This is a genomic window from Candidatus Bathyarchaeia archaeon (assembly GCA_035283685.1).
Classification (GTDB): domain Archaea; phylum Thermoproteota; class Bathyarchaeia; order Bathyarchaeales; family Bathyarchaeaceae; genus DATETJ01.
Genome location: DATETJ010000012.1, coordinates 18,116 through 36,787, shown reverse-complemented (window position 1 = coordinate 36,787; position 18,672 = coordinate 18,116). Strand labels below are relative to the sequence as shown.

23 protein-coding genes are annotated in these 18,672 nt (G+C 46.7%); 17 read left to right on the top strand and 6 right to left on the bottom strand.

Annotated features, from left to right (window positions below; translation table 11 throughout):
- Window positions 1–57 precede the first annotated feature (57 nt).
- From VJ249_12035 to VJ249_12025, 3 genes are all read left to right on the top strand, one after another.
- On the top strand, window positions 58–909 hold the full coding sequence (locus VJ249_12035; GenBank protein ID HKZ95288.1) for a 3-hydroxyacyl-CoA dehydrogenase family protein: 852 nt from the start codon (window positions 58–60) through the stop codon (window positions 907–909).
- A 523-nt stretch (window positions 910–1,432) separates the two neighbouring features.
- Window positions 1,433–1,648 (top strand): hypothetical protein, encoded by a 216-nt coding sequence (locus VJ249_12030; GenBank protein ID HKZ95287.1) that lies wholly within the window; start codon window positions 1,433–1,435, stop codon window positions 1,646–1,648.
- Window positions 1,649–1,697: 49 nt separating this feature from the next.
- Window positions 1,698–2,018 (top strand): winged helix-turn-helix domain-containing protein, encoded by a 321-nt coding sequence (locus VJ249_12025; GenBank protein HKZ95286.1) that lies wholly within the window; start codon window positions 1,698–1,700, stop codon window positions 2,016–2,018.
- A 110-nt stretch (window positions 2,019–2,128) separates the two neighbouring features.
- Here VJ249_12025 and VJ249_12020 read toward each other — a convergent pair whose 3' ends face one another.
- Complete coding sequence (locus tag VJ249_12020) at window positions 2,129–2,368, bottom strand: LSM domain-containing protein (GenBank protein ID HKZ95285.1); 240 nt, start codon at window positions 2,366–2,368, stop codon at window positions 2,129–2,131.
- 251 nt (window positions 2,369–2,619) lie between these two features.
- Between VJ249_12020 and VJ249_12015 the strand changes: the two genes are divergently transcribed.
- The gene (locus tag VJ249_12015) at window positions 2,620–4,047 is read left to right on the top strand and encodes a M56 family metallopeptidase (protein HKZ95284.1); all 1,428 of its coding nucleotides are present in this window, start codon (window positions 2,620–2,622) and stop codon (window positions 4,045–4,047) included.
- Between the two features lie 74 nt (window positions 4,048–4,121).
- Window positions 4,122–4,829, top strand: coding sequence for an anaerobic ribonucleoside-triphosphate reductase activating protein (locus VJ249_12010; protein HKZ95283.1), 708 nt, complete (start codon window positions 4,122–4,124; stop codon window positions 4,827–4,829).
- A gap of 7 nt (window positions 4,830–4,836) precedes the next feature.
- On the opposite strand, the gene VJ249_12005 is transcribed toward VJ249_12010, so the two are convergent.
- The gene (locus tag VJ249_12005) at window positions 4,837–5,463 is read right to left on the bottom strand and encodes a hypothetical protein (protein HKZ95282.1); all 627 of its coding nucleotides are present in this window, start codon (window positions 5,461–5,463) and stop codon (window positions 4,837–4,839) included.
- A gap of 143 nt (window positions 5,464–5,606) precedes the next feature.
- Complete coding sequence (locus tag VJ249_12000; GenBank protein ID HKZ95281.1) at window positions 5,607–6,071, bottom strand: hypothetical protein; 465 nt, start codon at window positions 6,069–6,071, stop codon at window positions 5,607–5,609.
- Between the two features lie 262 nt (window positions 6,072–6,333).
- On the opposite strand from VJ249_12000, the gene VJ249_11995 reads away from it, so the two are divergent.
- Both VJ249_11995 and VJ249_11990 read left to right on the top strand, forming a co-directional pair.
- Window positions 6,334–6,840, top strand: coding sequence for an Lrp/AsnC family transcriptional regulator (locus VJ249_11995; GenBank protein ID HKZ95280.1), 507 nt, complete (start codon window positions 6,334–6,336; stop codon window positions 6,838–6,840).
- Window positions 6,841–6,900: 60 nt separating this feature from the next.
- Window positions 6,901–7,230 (top strand): hypothetical protein, encoded by a 330-nt coding sequence (locus tag VJ249_11990; protein HKZ95279.1) that lies wholly within the window; start codon window positions 6,901–6,903, stop codon window positions 7,228–7,230.
- Here the strand turns inward: VJ249_11990 and VJ249_11985 are convergent.
- The gene (locus tag VJ249_11985; protein HKZ95278.1) at window positions 7,227–9,008 is read right to left on the bottom strand and encodes an ATP-dependent DNA ligase; all 1,782 of its coding nucleotides are present in this window, start codon (window positions 9,006–9,008) and stop codon (window positions 7,227–7,229) included. The two genes, VJ249_11990 and VJ249_11985, sit on opposite strands and share 4 nt — an antisense overlap.
- 264 nt (window positions 9,009–9,272) lie before the next feature.
- Here VJ249_11985 and VJ249_11980 point away from each other — a divergent pair, with 264 nt between their 5' ends.
- The 7 genes from VJ249_11980 to VJ249_11950 all read left to right on the top strand — a co-directional run bounded on the left by VJ249_11980 (window position 9,273) and on the right by VJ249_11950 (window position 13,633).
- Window positions 9,273–9,452, top strand: a complete 180-nt coding sequence (locus VJ249_11980; GenBank protein ID HKZ95277.1) for a protein translocase SEC61 complex subunit gamma — start codon at window positions 9,273–9,275, stop codon at window positions 9,450–9,452.
- 14 nt (window positions 9,453–9,466) lie between these two features.
- Entirely contained in the window at window positions 9,467–9,961 is a 495-nt protein-coding gene (locus VJ249_11975; GenBank protein HKZ95276.1) for a transcription elongation factor Spt5, read from the top strand.
- The gene (locus VJ249_11970; protein ID HKZ95275.1) at window positions 9,958–10,452 is read left to right on the top strand and encodes a 50S ribosomal protein L11; all 495 of its coding nucleotides are present in this window, start codon (window positions 9,958–9,960) and stop codon (window positions 10,450–10,452) included. Before VJ249_11975 ends, VJ249_11970 begins: the two co-directional genes overlap by 4 nt.
- Before the next feature lie 71 nt (window positions 10,453–10,523).
- Window positions 10,524–11,174 (top strand): 50S ribosomal protein L1, encoded by a 651-nt coding sequence (locus VJ249_11965; protein HKZ95274.1) that lies wholly within the window; start codon window positions 10,524–10,526, stop codon window positions 11,172–11,174.
- A 12-nt stretch (window positions 11,175–11,186) separates the two neighbouring features.
- A complete protein-coding gene (locus tag VJ249_11960; GenBank protein ID HKZ95273.1) occupies window positions 11,187–12,077 on the top strand; it encodes a 50S ribosomal protein L10 in 891 nt (296 codons plus the stop codon).
- 39 nt (window positions 12,078–12,116) lie between these two features.
- A complete protein-coding gene (gene rpl12p / locus VJ249_11955; GenBank protein HKZ95272.1) occupies window positions 12,117–12,452 on the top strand; it encodes a 50S ribosomal protein P1 in 336 nt (111 codons plus the stop codon).
- A gap of 167 nt (window positions 12,453–12,619) precedes the next feature.
- Entirely contained in the window at window positions 12,620–13,633 is a 1,014-nt protein-coding gene (locus VJ249_11950; GenBank protein HKZ95271.1) for a hypothetical protein, read from the top strand.
- Between the two features lie 215 nt (window positions 13,634–13,848).
- Here VJ249_11950 and VJ249_11945 read toward each other — a convergent pair whose 3' ends face one another.
- Window positions 13,849–14,367, bottom strand: a complete 519-nt coding sequence (locus VJ249_11945; protein ID HKZ95270.1) for an HAD-IIIA family hydrolase — start codon at window positions 14,365–14,367, stop codon at window positions 13,849–13,851.
- A gap of 313 nt (window positions 14,368–14,680) precedes the next feature.
- Here VJ249_11945 and VJ249_11940 point away from each other — a divergent pair, with 313 nt between their 5' ends.
- The 3 genes from VJ249_11940 to VJ249_11930 are packed head-to-tail and all read left to right on the top strand — an operon-like array spanning window position 14,681 to window position 18,173.
- Window positions 14,681–15,883 (top strand): hypothetical protein, encoded by a 1,203-nt coding sequence (locus VJ249_11940; protein HKZ95269.1) that lies wholly within the window; start codon window positions 14,681–14,683, stop codon window positions 15,881–15,883.
- 4 nt (window positions 15,884–15,887) lie between these two features.
- On the top strand, window positions 15,888–17,399 hold the full coding sequence (locus VJ249_11935; protein ID HKZ95268.1) for a hydroxymethylglutaryl-CoA synthase: 1,512 nt from the start codon (window positions 15,888–15,890) through the stop codon (window positions 17,397–17,399).
- Window positions 17,400–17,441: 42 nt separating this feature from the next.
- The gene (locus VJ249_11930) at window positions 17,442–18,173 is read left to right on the top strand and encodes a YIP1 family protein (GenBank protein HKZ95267.1); all 732 of its coding nucleotides are present in this window, start codon (window positions 17,442–17,444) and stop codon (window positions 18,171–18,173) included.
- A gap of 40 nt (window positions 18,174–18,213) precedes the next feature.
- Here VJ249_11930 and VJ249_11925 read toward each other — a convergent pair whose 3' ends face one another.
- Complete coding sequence (locus tag VJ249_11925; GenBank protein ID HKZ95266.1) at window positions 18,214–18,591, bottom strand: hypothetical protein; 378 nt, start codon at window positions 18,589–18,591, stop codon at window positions 18,214–18,216.
- Window positions 18,592–18,672 lie beyond the last annotated feature (81 nt).

Here is an 18,672-nt window from a genome sequence, read left to right as displayed (position 1 = left end):
AAAGGGAAACTAGGCTTCATCTCTCTGGCATCTCTGACTATTGGAGGACCAAGAAACTTGGAAATTAAGAAAGTGGCCGTCATCGGCGCCGGCGCAATGGGGTCAGGCATAGCGTACATCTGTGCGATGAAAGGCTGCGAAGTAGCGATAACCGAAGTAAACGAAGAACTATTGAGACGAGGCGTAACCCGAATTCGACAGATGATAGTGGACGGAGTGAGCCGTGGAAAACTCATGCCCAAAGAAGCTGAAGCGGTAATGAGCAAAGTCAAAGGCACAACAAATATGGCAGATGCCGCCCGAGACGTCGACATTGTCATCGAAGCAGTCAATGAAGACATGAACGTTAAGAAAGAGGTTTTCAAGAAGCTTGATGAAAACTGCCCTGCGCACACTGTTTTAGCCTCTAACACTTCCGCGTTAAGCATAACTGAAATGGCAAAGACCACAGAGCGTCCAGACAAAGTCATTGGTCTGCACTTCTTTAACCCACCCTACGCTATGAAACTGGTTGAAGTTGTCATAGCTGAACAAACTAGCGAGGAAACTAGATTAGCCGCTGACGGTTTCATACGTGGATTGGGCAAAGAAACAGTGACTGTCATGGACTCGCCTGGGTTCATTGTTAATCGTCTGGTTCTGCCCATGCTAAATGAGGCAGTGCAGCTGGTGTTTGAGGAGAAGAAGACTACCATGGAAGACGTGGATAAGGCTGTGACTCTGGGCATGAATTTTCCAGCTGGCCCTTTCCGACTTGCTGACTTTGTCGGGTTGGATGTGGCATTAGCAGTGCTGGAGCATCTGTACGAAGCGTTTGGAGAAAAATTCAAGCCCTGCCCAATCCTAGTTGAAAAAGTGAAGAATGGACACCTGGGAATTAAAACTAGAAAAGGATTCTACGAATACTAAACCCGTAACAAACGCATTACGTAGGCTACGCCTGCAATTATTGACGAATGATATGAGGCGACGACTGGAAGCCTTACAAGCCAATCAGAGCCTGACACACCAGTCAAAGCGAAGCAACACGCAGTCAAAACACAAAACAGAACAAGCGCAACTCTCTGTCTTAACGGAACATTCTGGTAGAAGAAGGCGCTAAGCGATTGTTTCCTTCTTCTTTTGAAATTTCTCTTCCCGCAGAACTCGGCTACATGCCATAATCACGCATAACTATGTTGAACCGCACCACAAACCATGCAGAACCACACCACAAAACACCAGCCAACAGACGCTGAAACGTCAATCCAACGGCAAACAGCACCCAAACCACAAACAGAAACCACTCAACCCAACCTCAAAAATTTTTTCAGCACACATACTAATAGACTCTCCACCCCTAACGTAAACATGAACGTGAATTCTAAATTCATAATTTACTTAAACAGAAACCGTCAAAGCATGCAGTCAAGCGCAATAGGAGATTCGCCTCATGCAAGCAATGGCTTTAACTCAAACACGAAGACAGCAATTGCAAACCAAGATGAGAAAAGTCTTCAAGGATGAAATGAAGAGCCTAAGCCAAGACATGCAGTCCGTGCTAGCAGACGACATCGTCACAGCTTTCCTCAACAGAATAAGCCTATTCATCAAAATAGAGGCGAAAACTGGGCGGTACACCCGCACAAAACGTATTTTGAATCCATAAATCATTTATATGCGAAAACCAAAACAAGATGGAAAGGTGGAAAAAAATCGTGCGAAGATCCAAACTCGAAATGTACATTGATATACTCAAGGTTTTGGCACGACACGGTCCACTGAAACTTACACACATAATGTACAAAGCCAACGTCAACTGCAGCGTCTTGAAAGAATACTTAGACTTCTTAATCGCCAACAATCTAGTTGAAGAAAAAACCGTGGGCAAGAAACGCATAGTCTACGCCATAACCGAACGCGGTTCAACAGTGCTCAAATACTTCAGAGAACTAAGATCCGTGCTACCAATAATCGAGGAAGCAAGGGCAGGAGCAAACGCAATCACTAACAGGCCACTGCCACCAAGCTTATATTAAGGCAGCCGGCTCGTCTTCTTCTATTTTTGAGAATCGAAGTCCCTTAGGGCAGGGTCTCCTCTTTTTTTATGACAGAATTAAACGCAGTTAAAACCTTGCTGCCTTTGTCTTCACTTGTGCGGCACATCTATAGCTATGTAAAGTATGTTGTTTCCCCTAACCAGAACGTTACCATAACTTGCGACTAACGTGTCGTTTACGTGTTCTGAAGCACCATCTAACAACAGGTTCATGTAACCGTCGCACCGCACCATTGTACCATGGTACTCAATACCGTTTTTCAGCGTGATAACCACATAAGTGTTTAAGTTCTTCGTTAGAACGTTCAAGGGCTTTTTGCTAGGTTCCATAAATGCACCGCCAACATTTCAAAGCTAACTAATCACCAAACCATCTTCATATAAAAGCCTTATGAAAATAAACTCTTACCAACAATGGCTAGCTGATCAGCGGTTGCAGACCAAGAAGAGCCTCTCAGAGTCTGGATTAAACTAGACCGGAACGGGCGGCTTCTGAACCGCTCTAGGACTGGAACCCTGCGTAAGCCATCTACAATTTTAAAGGCAAGAGCAAACTCTATTTCAAGTTGAAGGCGCGTGCAATGACTGAGTCAGAAGCTGTGTCATTTGACATTGAGACTGAGGTAACGCCATCGTACTACGAGGAGATTCTGAAATACACGTATCAGAACTACATCCAGCCTCGTCTAGAACTTTTTTCCGACGTTAGGAGAAGCATTGAAGACGGAGAGCCTGTTCTAGATTTCACTTTTTTGGATTCTGAAAACAAGTGGAGCATTAATGTCAAGATGAAGACAGGTGTCCCTGTTAAAGTCTTCATGAGACCGAGTACTGCAGGTGTCCCACAATCAGCTTTGGATCGCCTGAAGGATGACCTTATCATTGTTCTGCAATATTTCGAAGAACAAGTACGGCGTTCAACGCTCTATTTTGCGTGGGTGCAAGGTCGCGAAGTTGTGCCTGAGAAGTCGCCCTTTAGACGTGCAAGAGTACTTGAGAGAATACTCTTCGGCAACATCCTCATCTTATATGTGATGTTCTTTGCCGTAAGCATCTTCTTGGTTTTTGTGATCGGAATTTACGCGACAGCAATTTTCATCGTGGCTTCTCAGTTTGTTACGGTGATTTTTTCTGATAGACTCGTGGGTACTCTAAGCGATTGGCCGATTTCGGTTCAAAATCCTACGGTTCACCTTCTGCAATATCATCTACCAACTCAAGATAGAGAAGCTTTCATGCAGAAATACAGTCGTGAGCAGCTTCTTGCCATGAAAAAAAGGATCTACGACCAAACCATAGCGGTGGGCAAACCGATAGACTGCGCAACAGCACGAGACATTATGTCAGAATCGGGGCTATCATGTTCCTCGGAAAACATGTCAACTAAAACAATCAATGTCTTTGAGCTTGTTCGGAAAACAACCCAGAAATTCAACTTGCCCATTCCAAAGATAGCCCTCTCCAACACAATGATTCCAAATGCTGCAGCAGCAGGTCCAAGTCCAAAACGTGGCGTAATACTTCTAACAACAGGTTTGCTTGTTCAACTGGAGGAAGATGAAATCTTGGGTGTGTTGGGTCATGAACTCAGCCACCTCAATGCACGCGATCCCTTCATATTGTTCGGACTTGTAGGCGGCGAATACCTCTTGAGAATTTTTTTCCTCTGGCCTTACATCCAAGACTTCGGTTTTCTATATTTGATACTCATTCTGGGTTTTATCTATTTTTTTGCCAAGTTCTTTGAAGCTCGTGCCGACCTTGACTCTTCAACGAAAATCGGCAACCCAAAAGTCTTGGCGGCGGCATTGAGGAAGATTGGGTTTCGTAGGCTGCAGTTTGAACGTTCCCCAGGCGGTCGGATTTCGGACTGGATTTCATGGGATCCACATCCCCCAATCTATTTTCGAGTTGAACGTTTGGAAAAACTTGATGCGAATAAGCAAATCAGACACACATTCATTCAGTCTGCAAAAGACTGCATCCGAGGTTTCTTTGCTGCATTCTAAGACTAAGCGTAAAGCAGCGAAGACGCGCAACAGATAAAGGTCGTGGGCTAGAGATACAGTTGGCGCGAGCTTCAATGGAAATTAAAGGCTTTATCGATGTCAGTCTTTCGGACTGGGATGGTAAAGTATCGTCAGTCATATTTCTGCCAGAGTGCAACTTCCGATGTCCTTTCTGCTATAACAAGAGGTTGGTCCTGCAGCCTCAGACAATGTCAACAATAGCTCTGGAACGGGTTGAGAAGCATATTCAGGCAAACAAAAAGTGGATTGACGGAGTTGTCATAACAGGAGGGGAACCAACCCGACACGAGGAGCTGCCCAGTCTCTGCAACAGATTGAAAGCGATGGGCTACTGCGTCAAAGTGGATACCAATGGCACTAATCCATTTATGTTACGTGACTTGGTTGATCGCCAACTCATCAACTATGTCGCGCTAGATGTGAAGTCTCCCCTAACCGAAAAAGACTACTCTTTGGCCGCAGGTGTTAAGGCAGCTTCATTCCTTGAAAAAATCACGGAAACGATCGAGTTTTTGCTTGCAGGCAATGTTGACTACGAGTTTCGAACGACCCTAGTTCCAACGCTGGTTGAAACCGAAAGTGTGGATAGAATCTGCCAAACTATAAAGGGTTGTAGGAAATACATGCTGCAAAACTTCAAATCCGATGTCGAAACTCTAGACCCAAGGTTTCAAGCGTTACGACCGTTCTCCACAGCTCAGATGGAGTCTTTTCTTCGAGCTGCGAAGAAAGCTGTTCCAACCGCGTGTTTGCGGGGCTAGGTCACTCTTACGGTGCTGCCTTCATTTTTTCATGCATCTTCTCCAAAGTCCAGCGTATTGATGATTTGAGTTCCCTGGATCTGTCTGGGCCAATGTTTGCTATGTTAATCTCGCGGATTATGTCACCATCTTTGGTTATTTCGTAGGAAAGAATTTTCTCCGGTGGCATTTCGCCAACGCTTGCGGCCTCGCGGTCTTTTTCCTGCATCTTTGCTAGTACACGCTGGACTAGGAAGGCGGTGAAAGGCGGAGTGTCAGCGGTGAACTGCTTGTCCTTTGCAAGAACTACGCGCATGTTCTCGTCGTCTGTGTACAATTCTGCAAGTAGATCGCCTGCGACTGTTTTGATTGGTATTGCTGGTGTTTGCTCTCCGAGGGGCGGAGTAGTTGTGATTGGTTTCGGCGCAGGTGCGCTTGGTGAAACTGGTTCTCCGGCAACAGGAGCTGGAGCGATGGGTCTGATCTCTGGTTTCTTGAACCCTCTTTCAATCAGCGTCAAATTGACGAAGTCCATAAGTGTCTTGAGCTGCTCCAGTTCAGCTTGTAGCTCACTGGCTCGTTTCTCTAGCGTGGTTCGCAGTTCAGCCATTTTCCGCATTTTGTCTTCGTCTGAGTCTTTTGCTCCCACGGTCAACGCTGGTCACCAGATTCTCTTTAGTGAATGTGTTGCTTATCTGCGTTAGGTCAGACCATAGACTAACGCTGTGATAAAACGAAGTCTTGATGATAAGGTTGACATTATGTGAAAGGGCATAGGTTTGTCGGTCGGACGGATTTTCAGATTTGAGCTGTCACGATGTCTTTGGGCGTTTTGAACTTGGCGCCGAGCTTTCTCTGTAAGAAGCTCTCAAATTCGTTGAAAACCTTGCTTTTTGTTGAATTCAACCTTAAGCAAACTGGTTCACCCGAGTGCAAGCGGCTCAAATCGTAAACCGCAACCTTCTCAGCCAAGTTCCGATCCTCGGTGATCATTTTCCACAATTCCTCTGGTGGTGACTCGGAGAATAGCCAAGCCGTGTACGCAATATCGACCACGTGATAATCGATGCCTTCTCGCATGGCGCATTTGGATGTCTTTGCTATTCTCCTGAACGTGGATGGATGAATGGTTCGTGTCCAGAGGAAATTGTGATATTGGTTGTCCGAATGAATCCAATCCTCATTTTGTGAAGTCTTCCAGCCCTGCGACTCACATTCTTGCTTGAAGGATCGGATCAGATCCCAGAGCCGAGGAACTCCCAATGACTTCACCTTTGAAACAATTGTTCTAGAACAAACTTCTATTCGAAAAATTTAAGCCTATTCGACACTTTGGGCGCAATTCATTCGGTACAGTGATCGATTTTTGAAAAAATGCAGAAGAAAGGAGCCTCTTACGGAGAATTTCCGACAGGCTTAGATTTGGAGATTTTACGGAGAAGTCATCAAATCTCAACATTTTTCCGACAACAAAGGATAAATCGCGGTTCAATCCAATCAGGAGATAACGTCAGGGCTTGTCCTAATGAAGTCAAAAGGTCAAGACTTTGCCATAGACGACTTGGATAGGCAGATTCTTAGGCTTTTGCAGGGAAATGCGAAGCAGACTTATAGCGAGATTGGCAGCAAACTCAGTGTGGCGCACTCAACTGTTTACGACCGGATTCAGAAGATGAAGCAAGGCGGCTTCATAACGAAGTACGAGGCTATGGTTGACACCGAGAGAATTGGCATACCACTGATAATGGCCCATATGATCATCACCTCTGATCCAAAGGAAACTGAGAATATTGCCAAGAAAATGACTAGGTTTGATCAAGTGCTTGAAGTAGCAACTTCGTTTTCTGAGGAACTTGTGATCATCGCCAAAGTTGCTGCAAAGGATCAAGCTGAATTACATTCATTTATAGCTCGGTCCATTGCTCCTCTTCCAGGCGTGCTGAGAATCAGAACTGCGATCGTCACCAAGAAGTTCAAGGAAGAGCGGTTCAGTATCAGTTTCGAACGGAAGTTGCCAAAATCGAAGGAATAGCTTATAAGAAAAGAACGGGCAATATTTTTTCGTTCAGAAACCTAGAAGGGTTTGTACGTGATGGCTTCATCTTCTCGAGTGTTAAGGAGCGTGATGCGGGAGGAAGCCTTTTACTTCTTCACTTCCATCGGCAACTACACCGGTCAAAGCGCGGCTTCTTTGGACGAGTTTCTTCAGAAGATCAAGGATATGGATATCAAGTCCTTGGAGTTTCATCTCTTTCGCGAAGATTTTGAAAAATGGATTGCTCAGACCTTGGGCGACAGCAGACTCGCTGAAGAAATAAGGAACTTGAGAGTTCAGAAAGTCGTTGGAAACGCCCTTCGAGACCGTCTTTACTTTCTTGTTTCTAAACGGTTGAAAGAGTTGAAGGGCTCAGTAGCTCGTTAGACGCTGGGTTCCGAAGGTTGCTCTGTAACTTTCTTTAGCTGACTCTGGTACATCTTAACGATCTCATCGGTTGTAGTGGCATCCTCAGCCGATTTGTCTAGCCGGTAGCTTCCTGTGAACCGTGGAAACCGAATTGCCAGACCGCTTGCTTTTCTTATCTTGTCCATAGCCGCAGTATGAATAGGGCTGAGCGTAATCTCGGCGCCAATGACTTCAATGACGGCTTTAGGTTCAAACCAAACGTCGGCTTCAAGTGCGGAGTTGACTCTTGGGCTTTTGTGTGGCAGCCTGTGTTTCTCCAGCATTTTTGGCAGGTTGGACAAGTCTTCATCTGTGAATCCTGTGCCGCATTTGGTTACGGTTTCGAATTCGTCTTCTTCTGGGTCGTAGGCGGCTAGGAGCAGGGCGCCGTAGGTTCCGCCTCGTTTGCCTCTTCCATGGAAGGCGCCGACTACGACTAGATCGACGGCGTCTGTCATTTCGCTTTTGTAGTCGCGTTTGTATTTTATCCAGAGCCAGCCTCTAGCGCCAGCTTGGTATACGGAGTCTTGGGTCAGTGACTTGCATATTACGCCTTCGCAGCCGTTTTGGATGGCTTCCTCGAAGAATTTCTCGAGTTCGCCAGCATTGTTGGTGATTAGGTATTCGGCGGGTCGGACGCGGTCGCTTTTCTCAATTATTTTTTGTAGCACTTTGTGTCGGCGTGGGTAGGGTTCTTGTGTCAGGTCTTTTCCGTCAACGTATAACGTGTCGAAGATGTGTAGTGAGATTGGGTATTCTTGCATGACCTGTTGTATGCCGTATTTGCGACGCCGGTGCATTAGTTCTTGAAAGGGTCTCATCTCGCCTGTGTCTGGGTCGATGGCTACGATTTCGGCTTCGATTATGGCTTGTTTTGCTTTAACGTGTTTGCTAATCAGTTCAACGGCGTCCGGATACTGCTCAGTTATGTTCTCTAGCCGCCGTGAGAATAGAATAATCAAGGTGTCGTTTTTGTGTGCTTGAACACGTTCGCCGTCGTACTTGTATTCGGCTATGCATTTTCCACCTAGTTTGGCTAGGATTTCATCGGGGTCGCCTAGTCGTTCGGCGAGCATGGGTCGTATGGGCTCGCCTATGCTAACTGTGAAGTTTGTTATTCCTTCTATTCCTTTTTCAGCCACTGTTTTGGCTACTCTGCCCAAATCGCTGCTAATGTTGTAGGCGCGTTCTATTTCGGCTCGAGCATCTTTTCCGCCTCCATATGCTATCGCTAAAGCGTCTAAGACCGTCATGTCGGCTATGCCTAGGCGGAGTTCGCCTGTGACAGTGCGGATAAGGTATTTTGCTTCCTTTGGTGTGGCGTCAGTAAGTAAGGCTGCGAGCAGGTTGATCTTCATGTCCATTGAGCCTGGGCCTGTTGCTCGCGCCATTTTGTCTAGGGTGTCGTAGACTTTTTCGACTGTCAACTGTTGAGTGAAGAAGGTTTGTTGTTTTCTTTTTTCTAGGAATGTTTGGGCTGTGGCGCCGAGGTCACCGGTTTTTTTCACGTCTAGTTCGATTGTGGTTTCGCCGATGCCTGTGGCTTTCGCTATGGCACGTATAGCGAGTTTTTCCGCTACGCCTATTTCGATGCCGACGAAGTCTGGGTACAGTTTGCCCTGTGTTAGGTAGGCCACTTTGTCGATTATGTTTGGTGGCGTTTTCATGAGAAAATCAACGAGGTAATCGGTCATCTCCAACCGTTTTGTTGTTGATTCGATTTTTTTGTAGGCATCGGCCATGAATGAATATTTCATCAATGGGGCACGCTTCTCAAGCGAGTAAATCAGTGATTCTGGTTTAGTATTAAAGCTTGAATGATCAGGTCGAGGCTGGACTTTTACGCCGGTGTTTGTGTTTGACATCGCTTGGTGACACTGACACCTTGATTCATGAAGCTGCAGTGATTGGTGGATGAGAGAGTTAACACTTTTCTTGATTCTACAATCTAGTTCTCTGAGATCTGTGGTTGAGAAGGCTTTAATATTAGATTCTATTTGTTGTTTGACGGTTGAGCAACGTTGGGTCTCAGATCCTTCTTCAGTTCGGCCGCAAAAATGATGAAACTGGCCAAGAAGCCAGGCAGGGATGAGCTGTGGCTGTCGATAAAAATCTGTATTTTGGGCATTGCTGTAATAGGCGTTGTGGGCTTCATCATCAAGTTTCTTTCGGCAACGCTTCAGGTGTGGAGCAATTACTAGAGGGTTCACGCATAATGGCTGGGGAAACGCAGAAAGCGCCTACATCAGTCTTTGCCGTTCGTACAACGGCTGGACAGGAGAAAAACGTTGCAGACATGATTGCCTCAAGGGTGGAGACCACCAAACTGCCGATTAAGGCGGTGCTTGTGCCGGAAATGATGAAGGGCTACGTTTTTGTTGAAGCCCAAGGTCCGCACTTTGTGGAGCAAGTCATTGCAGGCGTTAAACATGTGCGGTCAAGAGTGCCCGGTTTGATAACATTCTCTGAGGTGGAACGCTACATAGTGAGCAAGCCTATTATTGAGGAGTTAGGCACAGACGATGTTGTAGAGATTGTTGGTGGTCCGTTCAAGGGCATGCGAGCCAAAATCACCCGGATAGACAAGACTAAGGAAGAAGTGACTCTTGAATTGCTTGAGGCAACGTTCACCTTGCCAATTACAGTTCACGCTGACTATGTGCGGTTGGTTGAGAGAGCAAAGAAAGAAGGAGAAGTGACGCAGCATTGAGCGAAACCAAGAAAGTTGTAGAGGCTCTGGTCGCAGGTGGACAGGCAACCGCTGGACCACCGCTTGGACCTGCGTTAGGACCATTAGGCGTCAATGTTCTCGCTATAGTGAACAGAATCAACGAGGTCACCAAAGATTATGCCGGCATGAAAGTGCCGGTCAAAGTCATCGTTGACCCTGAGACCAAAGAGTTCGAAGTAACCGTTGGCACACCCACTGCATCAGCATTAATCGTAAGCGAGTTGAAAGTTGAGAAGGGCTCAGGATCGCCAAAAGCCCAGAAAATAGGCAACTTAAGCATGGAACAAGTCGTGAAAATCGCAAAAATGAAACGTATTGAGCTCCTAGCGCCTAACGTGAAGAAAGCGGCAAAGGAAGTTTTGGGCACCTGCGTCAGCATGGGCGTAACGGTCGAAGGCAAGGATCCCAAGGAAGTTCAAGGAGAAATCGACGACGGAAAATACGACTCCATGCTTGCAAAAGAAGCCTAGCGCTTCTAGTTGACATAGCAAGATTTTTATGACTGGGTTCCATACGGTTTGAAGGCACGAGGCTTTCGACGATGTCATTGGACAGCAAGTCGATTCTTGAATCGGTCAGAGAAGCCAAGAGCAAGACTGAGAAAAGGAAGTTTACACAGTCAGTAGAATTGATCATTAACCTGCGGGACATCGATATGAAGAAGCCTGAGAGCAAGATTCAGGAATCCGTTGAACTGCCATATCCAGTTGGCAAGCAAAGCAAAGTGTGTGTCATAGCCTCAGGCGAATTGGCCCTGAAAGCGAAAAGAGCTGGCGCCGACCTCGTCATAGAACGAGCTGATCTAGAAGCACTGGTTGGCGACAAAAAAAGGCAAAAAACCTTGGTCAATGAATACGAGTATTTCATCTCCGAAGCGCCCTTAATGCCCACGGTTGGTCGAGTCTTAGGCGCGGTTTTAGGCCCTAAGGGACGTATGCCGACCCCTGTGCCGCCCAATGTCGATATAGTTGGCGCAATTGAAAAACAACGCAAGATTGTGCAGGTTCGTCTGCGCAGTCAACCAGTTCTACAGTGTCGCATTGGCACAGAAGATATGCCAGACGAGCATATTGCGCAGAACATTGAAGCCGTGATCAGACGGCTTGAAGGCAAATTGAAACGTGGACTAAGAAACATCAGGTCAATTGTCGTGAAAACAGCCATGGGTCCACCTGTCCGACTGAAGATCTAGGCGGAAGAGGCCATGTCCAAGCAAATTGTAGTGCAGAAGGCCGCTCAGGTCGAGGAAATCAGAAAACTGCTAACAGAGTACAAGGCTTTGGGAATAGCCAACCTGCAAAAAGTGCGAGCAGCGCAATTACAGGAAATGAAAAAGAAACTACAAGACATGGCCCACGTTCGCGTGATCAAGAACACGTTGATGAGGCGAGCAGTCGCCGAATCAAAAAGCAAGCCTGGATTGGAAAAGCTCGAGCCGATGCTAAGTGGTTCCAATATTTTTCTGTTCACCAACCTCAATCCTTTCAAACTGTCACTTCTCCTAGAGAAAGGCAGAGTTAGGACCACAGCGAAGGCTGGAGACGTAGCCGCCATAGATGTGCTTGTTCCAGCGGGCAACACAGGCCAACCGCCTGGTCCTGTGATAAGTCAGCTAGGTGCAGTTGGCTTGCCTACACGTATCGAGGCGGGCAGCGTGTGGATAAATAAAGACACCATGGTGGCTAAGAAAGGCGACCTAATCGACGCTCGCTTGGCCGGCGTGCTTTCAAAATTGGGCATCAAACCCGTTGAGGTCGGGCTCAACCTGAAGGCGGTTTACGAAGACGGATTCATAATAACTGATGAGCAGTTGCACATAGATGTCGACGGATTCAGAAAAAGCCTCATCGAAGCCGCATCACGCGCGTTGAATCTATCCTTGAACGCGGCTTATCCCACACTCGAAACCATGTCACTGTTACTGCAGACAGCCCATCGAAGAGCCTTCAACTTGGCCATAAACGCGGGTGTACTCACAAAGGAAACCATCGGCGACCTGTTAAGAAAGGCTCACGCAGAGGCATCGGCTTTGAACGCCAAACTGCCCAAGGCAGAAGAGAAACCATCATCAGAGCCGTCAACTCAGAAAGGTTGAAAAGCAAGAAGCTGTAATTGAGGGAGAGGTGAAAAACAAATGAGTATGGAATACGTCCACGCTGCCATCCTACTGCATAAGGCAGGCAAGCAAATCGATGAAGGCAGCTTAACCCAAGTACTAGCAGCAGCGGGCTTAACAGCGGATCCAGTGAGAATCAAAGCCTTGATCGCTTCGCTAGCCGAAGTCAACATAGAAGAAGCCCTGAAGCAAGCAGCAACCTTCGCACCGATTGCCGGACCAGCCACAACTGCACTAGCACAGGGAGCGGAAGCCAAACCAGCAGCCTCAGCAGAGGACAAGAAAAAGAAAGAGGAAGAAGAAAAGAAGAAAGAAGAGGCAGCAATCGAAGGCTTAGGCGCGCTCTTTGGCTAGAAGTACAAAACTTACCGTTCGCTTCTTTTTCAAAAAGTGGGCGTAGCCCTTCTCCGTCGTTTCTAACCTTGCCACATATCTAGAAGAGATATTGTACCATATGCATTAGCGTTTTAAATGAACCGTCTTAATCACGTAGCCGTGAGTCGGTAGGAGGTGAAGAGTGAATGAGTGAAGGAATGATTTCCAAAAAGACAGTTCCAATAATCGTCTTAACGTGGATTCTATCGTTGATTACGACATTAGCGTTAGTTTATGTTTCGCCCAGCATCTTTCCACCGCTGGGCACAAGTAACATAAGTGACGATGCAATTGCTTCAGAAAAAATATCGGACGGAGCAATAATAACCACTAAACTGGATGACGGTACTGTAACGTCAGCAAAAATTCTAGACGGAACTATAACCGCCACAGACATAGCCGACGGCTCTTTAATAAGCCTGAAAATCCAAGATGGAGCTATCATAACTGGCAAGATAGCGAACGGCTCGGTCACAACAGCCAAACTTGCAGACAGCGCTATAATAACCGTCAAGCTGGCAAACAGCTCCGTCACAACAGCGAAAATAGCAGATGGAAATGTAACTGCAAACGACATTGCAAATAACGCAATTGTGACAATCAAATTGGCTGACGGTGCAGTGACTTCAGCCAAGATACTTGACGGGACTCTAGTAACGGCAGACTTGGCTAATGGTTCAATCAGCGAGGTCAAGATAGCCAACGGTGCCGTGACCACAGTTAAGATAGCTGATTTCGCTGTTACTAACATGAAACTTGCTGCGGGGGCAATTCCATTCAATTCCACGTACAGCACTGGTTCTGATTCGACAACATCAACATCGTTTGCAGACATGCCGGACACATCTGTCGATATTACTTTGAGTAGGACGAGTCATGTGTTAATCATGTTCAGCAGCGAAGCTTGGACAACCACAGCTGGAGAGTATCTCATCGTGCAAGCTTTGGTTAATTCAACCCTAGCCTATCCAAGTGCTACTGGGGCACTTGTGGTTTTGACAAGGGTAACGTTTGACAACAATGGTTCTTTTTCCTACATCTTCTACTTGCCCGAAGTCACAGCCGGTTTCTACACAGTCAAAATGCAATGGAGATCTTGGACTGGAACTTCGGTAAGTGTCTCCGACAGAACTTTAACCGTCTTAGCTTTGCCAGCATAATTCTAGAAAATCCTCAACCACGCTCTCACTGTCTTTTTTTTATATCCTTCTCATAGAACGCGCAGTTTGATATTCAGCTCCTGTGCTCTTCCAGACCTATTGGTGTCGGCGTTTTGATGCATGATTAGTTTGCTAAGTTCTCTTAGGAGCTGAGCTTTGGTTAAACAACGCATTTGCGATTAGACTGGTCTTACTCAGCATACTTTTTCGCCAGTTCAGATTTCCTGAAGCACTTGAGGCAATTCGTCGAGTGACTTGATTGTTCGGGTTGGCTGCTCTTGTGGGGACGCTATTTTTTCGGGGTAGCGTTTATTCCACTTAAGAAGTATGGTTTTCATGCCAATTCTGTTGCCCCCCACAATGTCGGCGCTTATGCGGTTGCCCACCATAACGGCTTCATGAGGCTTGACCTTCAATGCTCTCAAGGCAGTGACAAATATTCGTTCATCAGGTTTTTCATGTCCCACATCAACTGACGTTATGATCAGATTGAAGTATTTTTCAACGTCTATTTTCCGCAGCGCGGTTCGGACATGTTCTTCTCGCGACGTAACTGTGTTCGTTATGATGCCCAGCTTGAAGCCTTGCCTTTTCAGCTCTGTCAAAACCTCGTCTAGGTACGGAAGTTTCTGCAGGGTTGCTTCCCACAAGTGTCTGCCTTCGACCGTCTCCTCAACGATTAATGTGTCGCCGAGGTCAAAGAAGACAGCTCGAATCAACCTTGTCTGCCTCATCAAACGAGCCTATAGCAGTAGCGCTCCCACTTATATTTTCAAGGCGTCGGTGGAAAACCAGTTCAAAAGAAGGAAATAATATACATTACGTCTTCTTCTCCTGGATCAGAAGTTGTTACTACTGTGCGCCCGGAAGTTAATAACTTCTATACAGTATTAGGCGGTAAGGAAGGACCCCAGGCATTTCTAAGTAGTTTCACTGTGCACAAGACCTATGCCTTGACATGGTTTGCCGAGAAACGCATAAGCTTTAATAGACTCTCCATGGGAAGGTAAAAGAAAGTCTAGAGAAAGACGAAAACGGGGTTTTTTCATGACACATTCTTGTCCAGCCATCATTGGTGTTGGCAGAACCAAGTTCGGTGAACACTACGAGCGCGAGCCTGAGAAACTCATTGAAGAAGCATGGCTCAAAGCCTCTGTTTCCGCCGGCTTAGAACGAAAGAATCTAGACGCCGGATACTTGGCTGATTATTTTCTTCCAATAACCAATAAAATCGGGATCGAAGAGGGCTTCTTATCTGAGCTCACTGAGCTCCATATGCCTATGGAGAAAACACGTTCATTCAGTTCAGCCTTACTCAATGCTTGCACAGCCATTCAAGCTGGAAGATACAACCTAGTCCTAGTCGGGGGCGTCGAAAAGATGACAGACCGATGGGACAAAATCCGAGACGACCTTATGCTTCTGGAAGATCCATGGAGCTACTACGCCGGATGCACGCCCGAAGCTAACCATGAACTCATGCTACGGGAATACGTTAAACACTACCATCTTTCAGCAGGTGAACTCGAAACATTCAACATGGCTCTTGCCCAGATCGCAGTTAAGAACCACAAAAACGCGACTCAGAACGAATATGCACAATATCAACGTGAAATCAGCGTGGAAACAGTACTCAAAGAGCGAAAGAAAGCGCAACGCCCGTTAGGACTGTTCGATTTCGCACCTGTATCAGATGGAGCCACTGCCATAATCCTAGGCAGCTTGGAGAAAGCCAAGCAACTGTCGGACAAGCCGATTTGTGTTGCAGCTTCAGCCTCAGCGACGGATTTTGTCACGTATCCTGCTCGAGATGATAGAACAGGTTTTGCAGCCAGCTCAATAGCTATGAAAAACGCTCTCAAAATGGCAGGAATCCCGCTAAGTGATCTTCAAATCGCCGAGCTCTACGACCAGTCTACTTTTCTCGAGATGGTGTCGCTTGAAGACCTGGGCTTCTCCAAACACGGCATGGGTTGGCAAGACATTGCCCAGAGCCTCCGAGAATCGCAACGCTTCTACCGACTCAATGGACAAGAGCTTTATGTAAACACAGATGGTGGATTGAAAGCTGACGGTAATCCGCTTGGTGCCACTGGCGGAGCGCAAATTTATGAGATCGTACAGCAACTCAAGGGCGAAGCAGGCAACCGGCAAGTGAAAACTGACACCGAACTGAAATATGGATGTGCGTCGGAGCTGGAAGGCTTTGGCACAAAAGCTTACATTCACATTTTGAGGAGGGGTGATTAATCGAATGAGCAGTGAGCCAATCGAGAGGCGAGTTTCATACATTGGAGACCGCCTTCGTGGAAGCAAATGTGGAATATGCGGCAAGGAATACTTCCGTCCTCGCGACTATTGCGGCACATGTGGAAGGAAAAGCTTCGGAAAAATGCAGGATGTCGACTTCTTCTACGACAAAGGCGAACTTGAAGTCTGTACGCTGATTAAAGAGCCCACAAACAAGTTCACTAAGCTTGGACCCTACCTCTACGGCATCGTGTCTTTCGACAATGGACGAGTTCGTGTGCCAGGTCGGTTAACCGATAGACTCGTTCAAGATCAAGAAATGGATTTTACTGCGTTCGAAGGCAGAGAAGTTGTTCCACGGTTTAGAAGACGTTACGCCGTCGAGCAAAGCGAGGTCATTCCAACAATTGCGTTGACTTTCACTCTTGCAGACGAGTACTATCCATTCCAAGAACACAACATTGTAAAGCTGGAGAAAGACTATGAAAAACCAGGCATAGTTGGCTACGGAGTATATACATCGAAGTTCAGAATCAAAGAGGGCGCCATAGAGCGAAGCGTACCATTCATTGACGAAGACTCGATTACGGCAGCTGTTGAAGCAGGCAAAATGGCACTTATCCACTCAGGAATAGACCCGTTGATGGTAGCGAAAGTCTATGTTGGCTCAGAATCCAACCCATACGCTGTCAAGCCAATAGCTTCCAAGGTGGCGCAAGTTCTCAAACTCGGCGAAGAAGACAAAGAGATAGGCGTGCAAACAGTTGATGCAGTGGACACTGAATTCGCATGCAAAGCAGCAACATGTATGTTTAAGGACGCTGCAGCGCTGGTGTATTATCCTACAGCACGTGGGCACTACACAATAGTGGTGGGTACAGACAATTCCCAAGCCGCGCCAAGAAACGAGGTCGGTGGCGAGTTGGACTTCTTTGTTGGATACGGCGCATCCGCATTCATATTTGGCATGAGCGATGTTATAGCCGAGATGGAGGACTGGTGCTCCTGCACCTCGGATACGCCGGACTTCTGGAGACGAGACCAAGAATGTTATCCACGGCATGGTGGAAGATTCACAGGTGAACCTGCCTACTTCAAACATGTCACTAAAGCCGCTGAGAAACTCATGGACAAAATGAGATTGCAGCCGAAGGACATCACATATTTTGTTTCACACCAGCCCAATGTGGCTTTTCCAGTCAAAGTGGCGTCGCAATTAGGCTTCAAGGAGGAACAGTTCATGCCTGGTTTGCAGGTTTCCAGGTTCGGCAACACTTATTCAGCCTCATCACCAATCGGGTTGGCAGCGGTGTTGGACATTGCCAAGCCAAATGACAGAATCGTTATTGTGAGCTATGGCTCGGGAGCAGGAAGCGATGCATACTCGTTGATGGTCACGAATCAGATTCTCGGCAAAAGAAGTCGACAGAAGTTCACGATTCGACATCAGGCAGAGAACAAAAACGTCGAGTATGTGGACTACGAAACATACCGAAGACTTAAACTAGGAATGTAAACATACTCTACAACCCATTTCAAATGGAGCACACTGAATAAGTTGAGCGAGAACCCAACGCCAGAACCTCCAGCAGTAAGCCAAGTTCCTGAAGGCTCAACTGTGAAGGACTTAGTTTTGCCTTTCCGAGTTTTGATCATGCCTTTGAGAGCATTTAGCCAGTTGGCTCAAAAACCCACTGCTAAAGGATTGATAACCCTTGCCGCGCTGATCTTGTTGATTACAGCTGCTGCACAATATGCAAGCGCAACAAGGATCATACTGACGATTAGCGGGCAACCCACAAGTTTCTTGGCAACGGATGGCTTCGCTGTCTGGTTTACAGGCACCTTCTCGACAACAATCCTCTACATTGCAATGTACTGGCTTGTACTTGCGGTGGGCTTGGCTTTGTTCGGCAGAGCTTTCGGAGGCAGAGATGCATCATTGCGCAGTTCATTTGTGGTTCTTGGATACTTGCTCTCAGTTTTCCTAGTCCTCTACACTGTAAGAGCAGTGATGTACCTAGGGCTTCCTTCGATAGCCTTCCAAACCACTTCGTGGCCCCCAGTGGAACAAGTCGAAAGAGATGCCGCCTTAATCCTCATAACACAGAACTGGGAGCCTCAACTCATTTATCAATTCGGAAACTATTTCACTTTAATCGCTTTCGCATGGCTTGTACTATTAGGCACAGTAGCAGTAAAGAGCCTGCGCGAAATCAGCTGGGTAAAAGCGAGCATAGTTTCAGTTATTGGATTCGTGTTCACTGTTTTCCTTTTTGGGTTGCCATAATAACCTGAGAATTCAAGGACAACTCAGAAGCTTTGGGCTTTTATTCCATGCAGATGCGGCATGAGCCACTCTCGATCAAAGAATTGGTGCGTTCACACAACTCGCACATCAGTCCCTTTTGCCTTACTGACTCGCAAATCGCGCAAAACTTGAGTATGAGCTGTGTGCCATAGGTTTCTTTGTGTGCTATCCTTGCGGACATGTCATTCATCATGCTTTGGATTTCTGCTGAGTGATCAATTCTGATGGCTTGCCCGCGCACATTGCTGATGTACTTGCTCACGGCTGTTTGTGTTATACCAAGAAGAAGCGCCACATCGGTTTGCTTCATCTTGTATGTCTGGGTCAGCTCTTTGGCGATGTAAGCGCGGATTGCGGGAATCACTGATTTCACCGCTACTTCGCAAGGTGTTAGCATAATGATTCTCCGGATAAGACAGTTGTAATGCTCAGAAACCTATATAAGCATGACGTATGTCATTCTTATCATGACGTATGC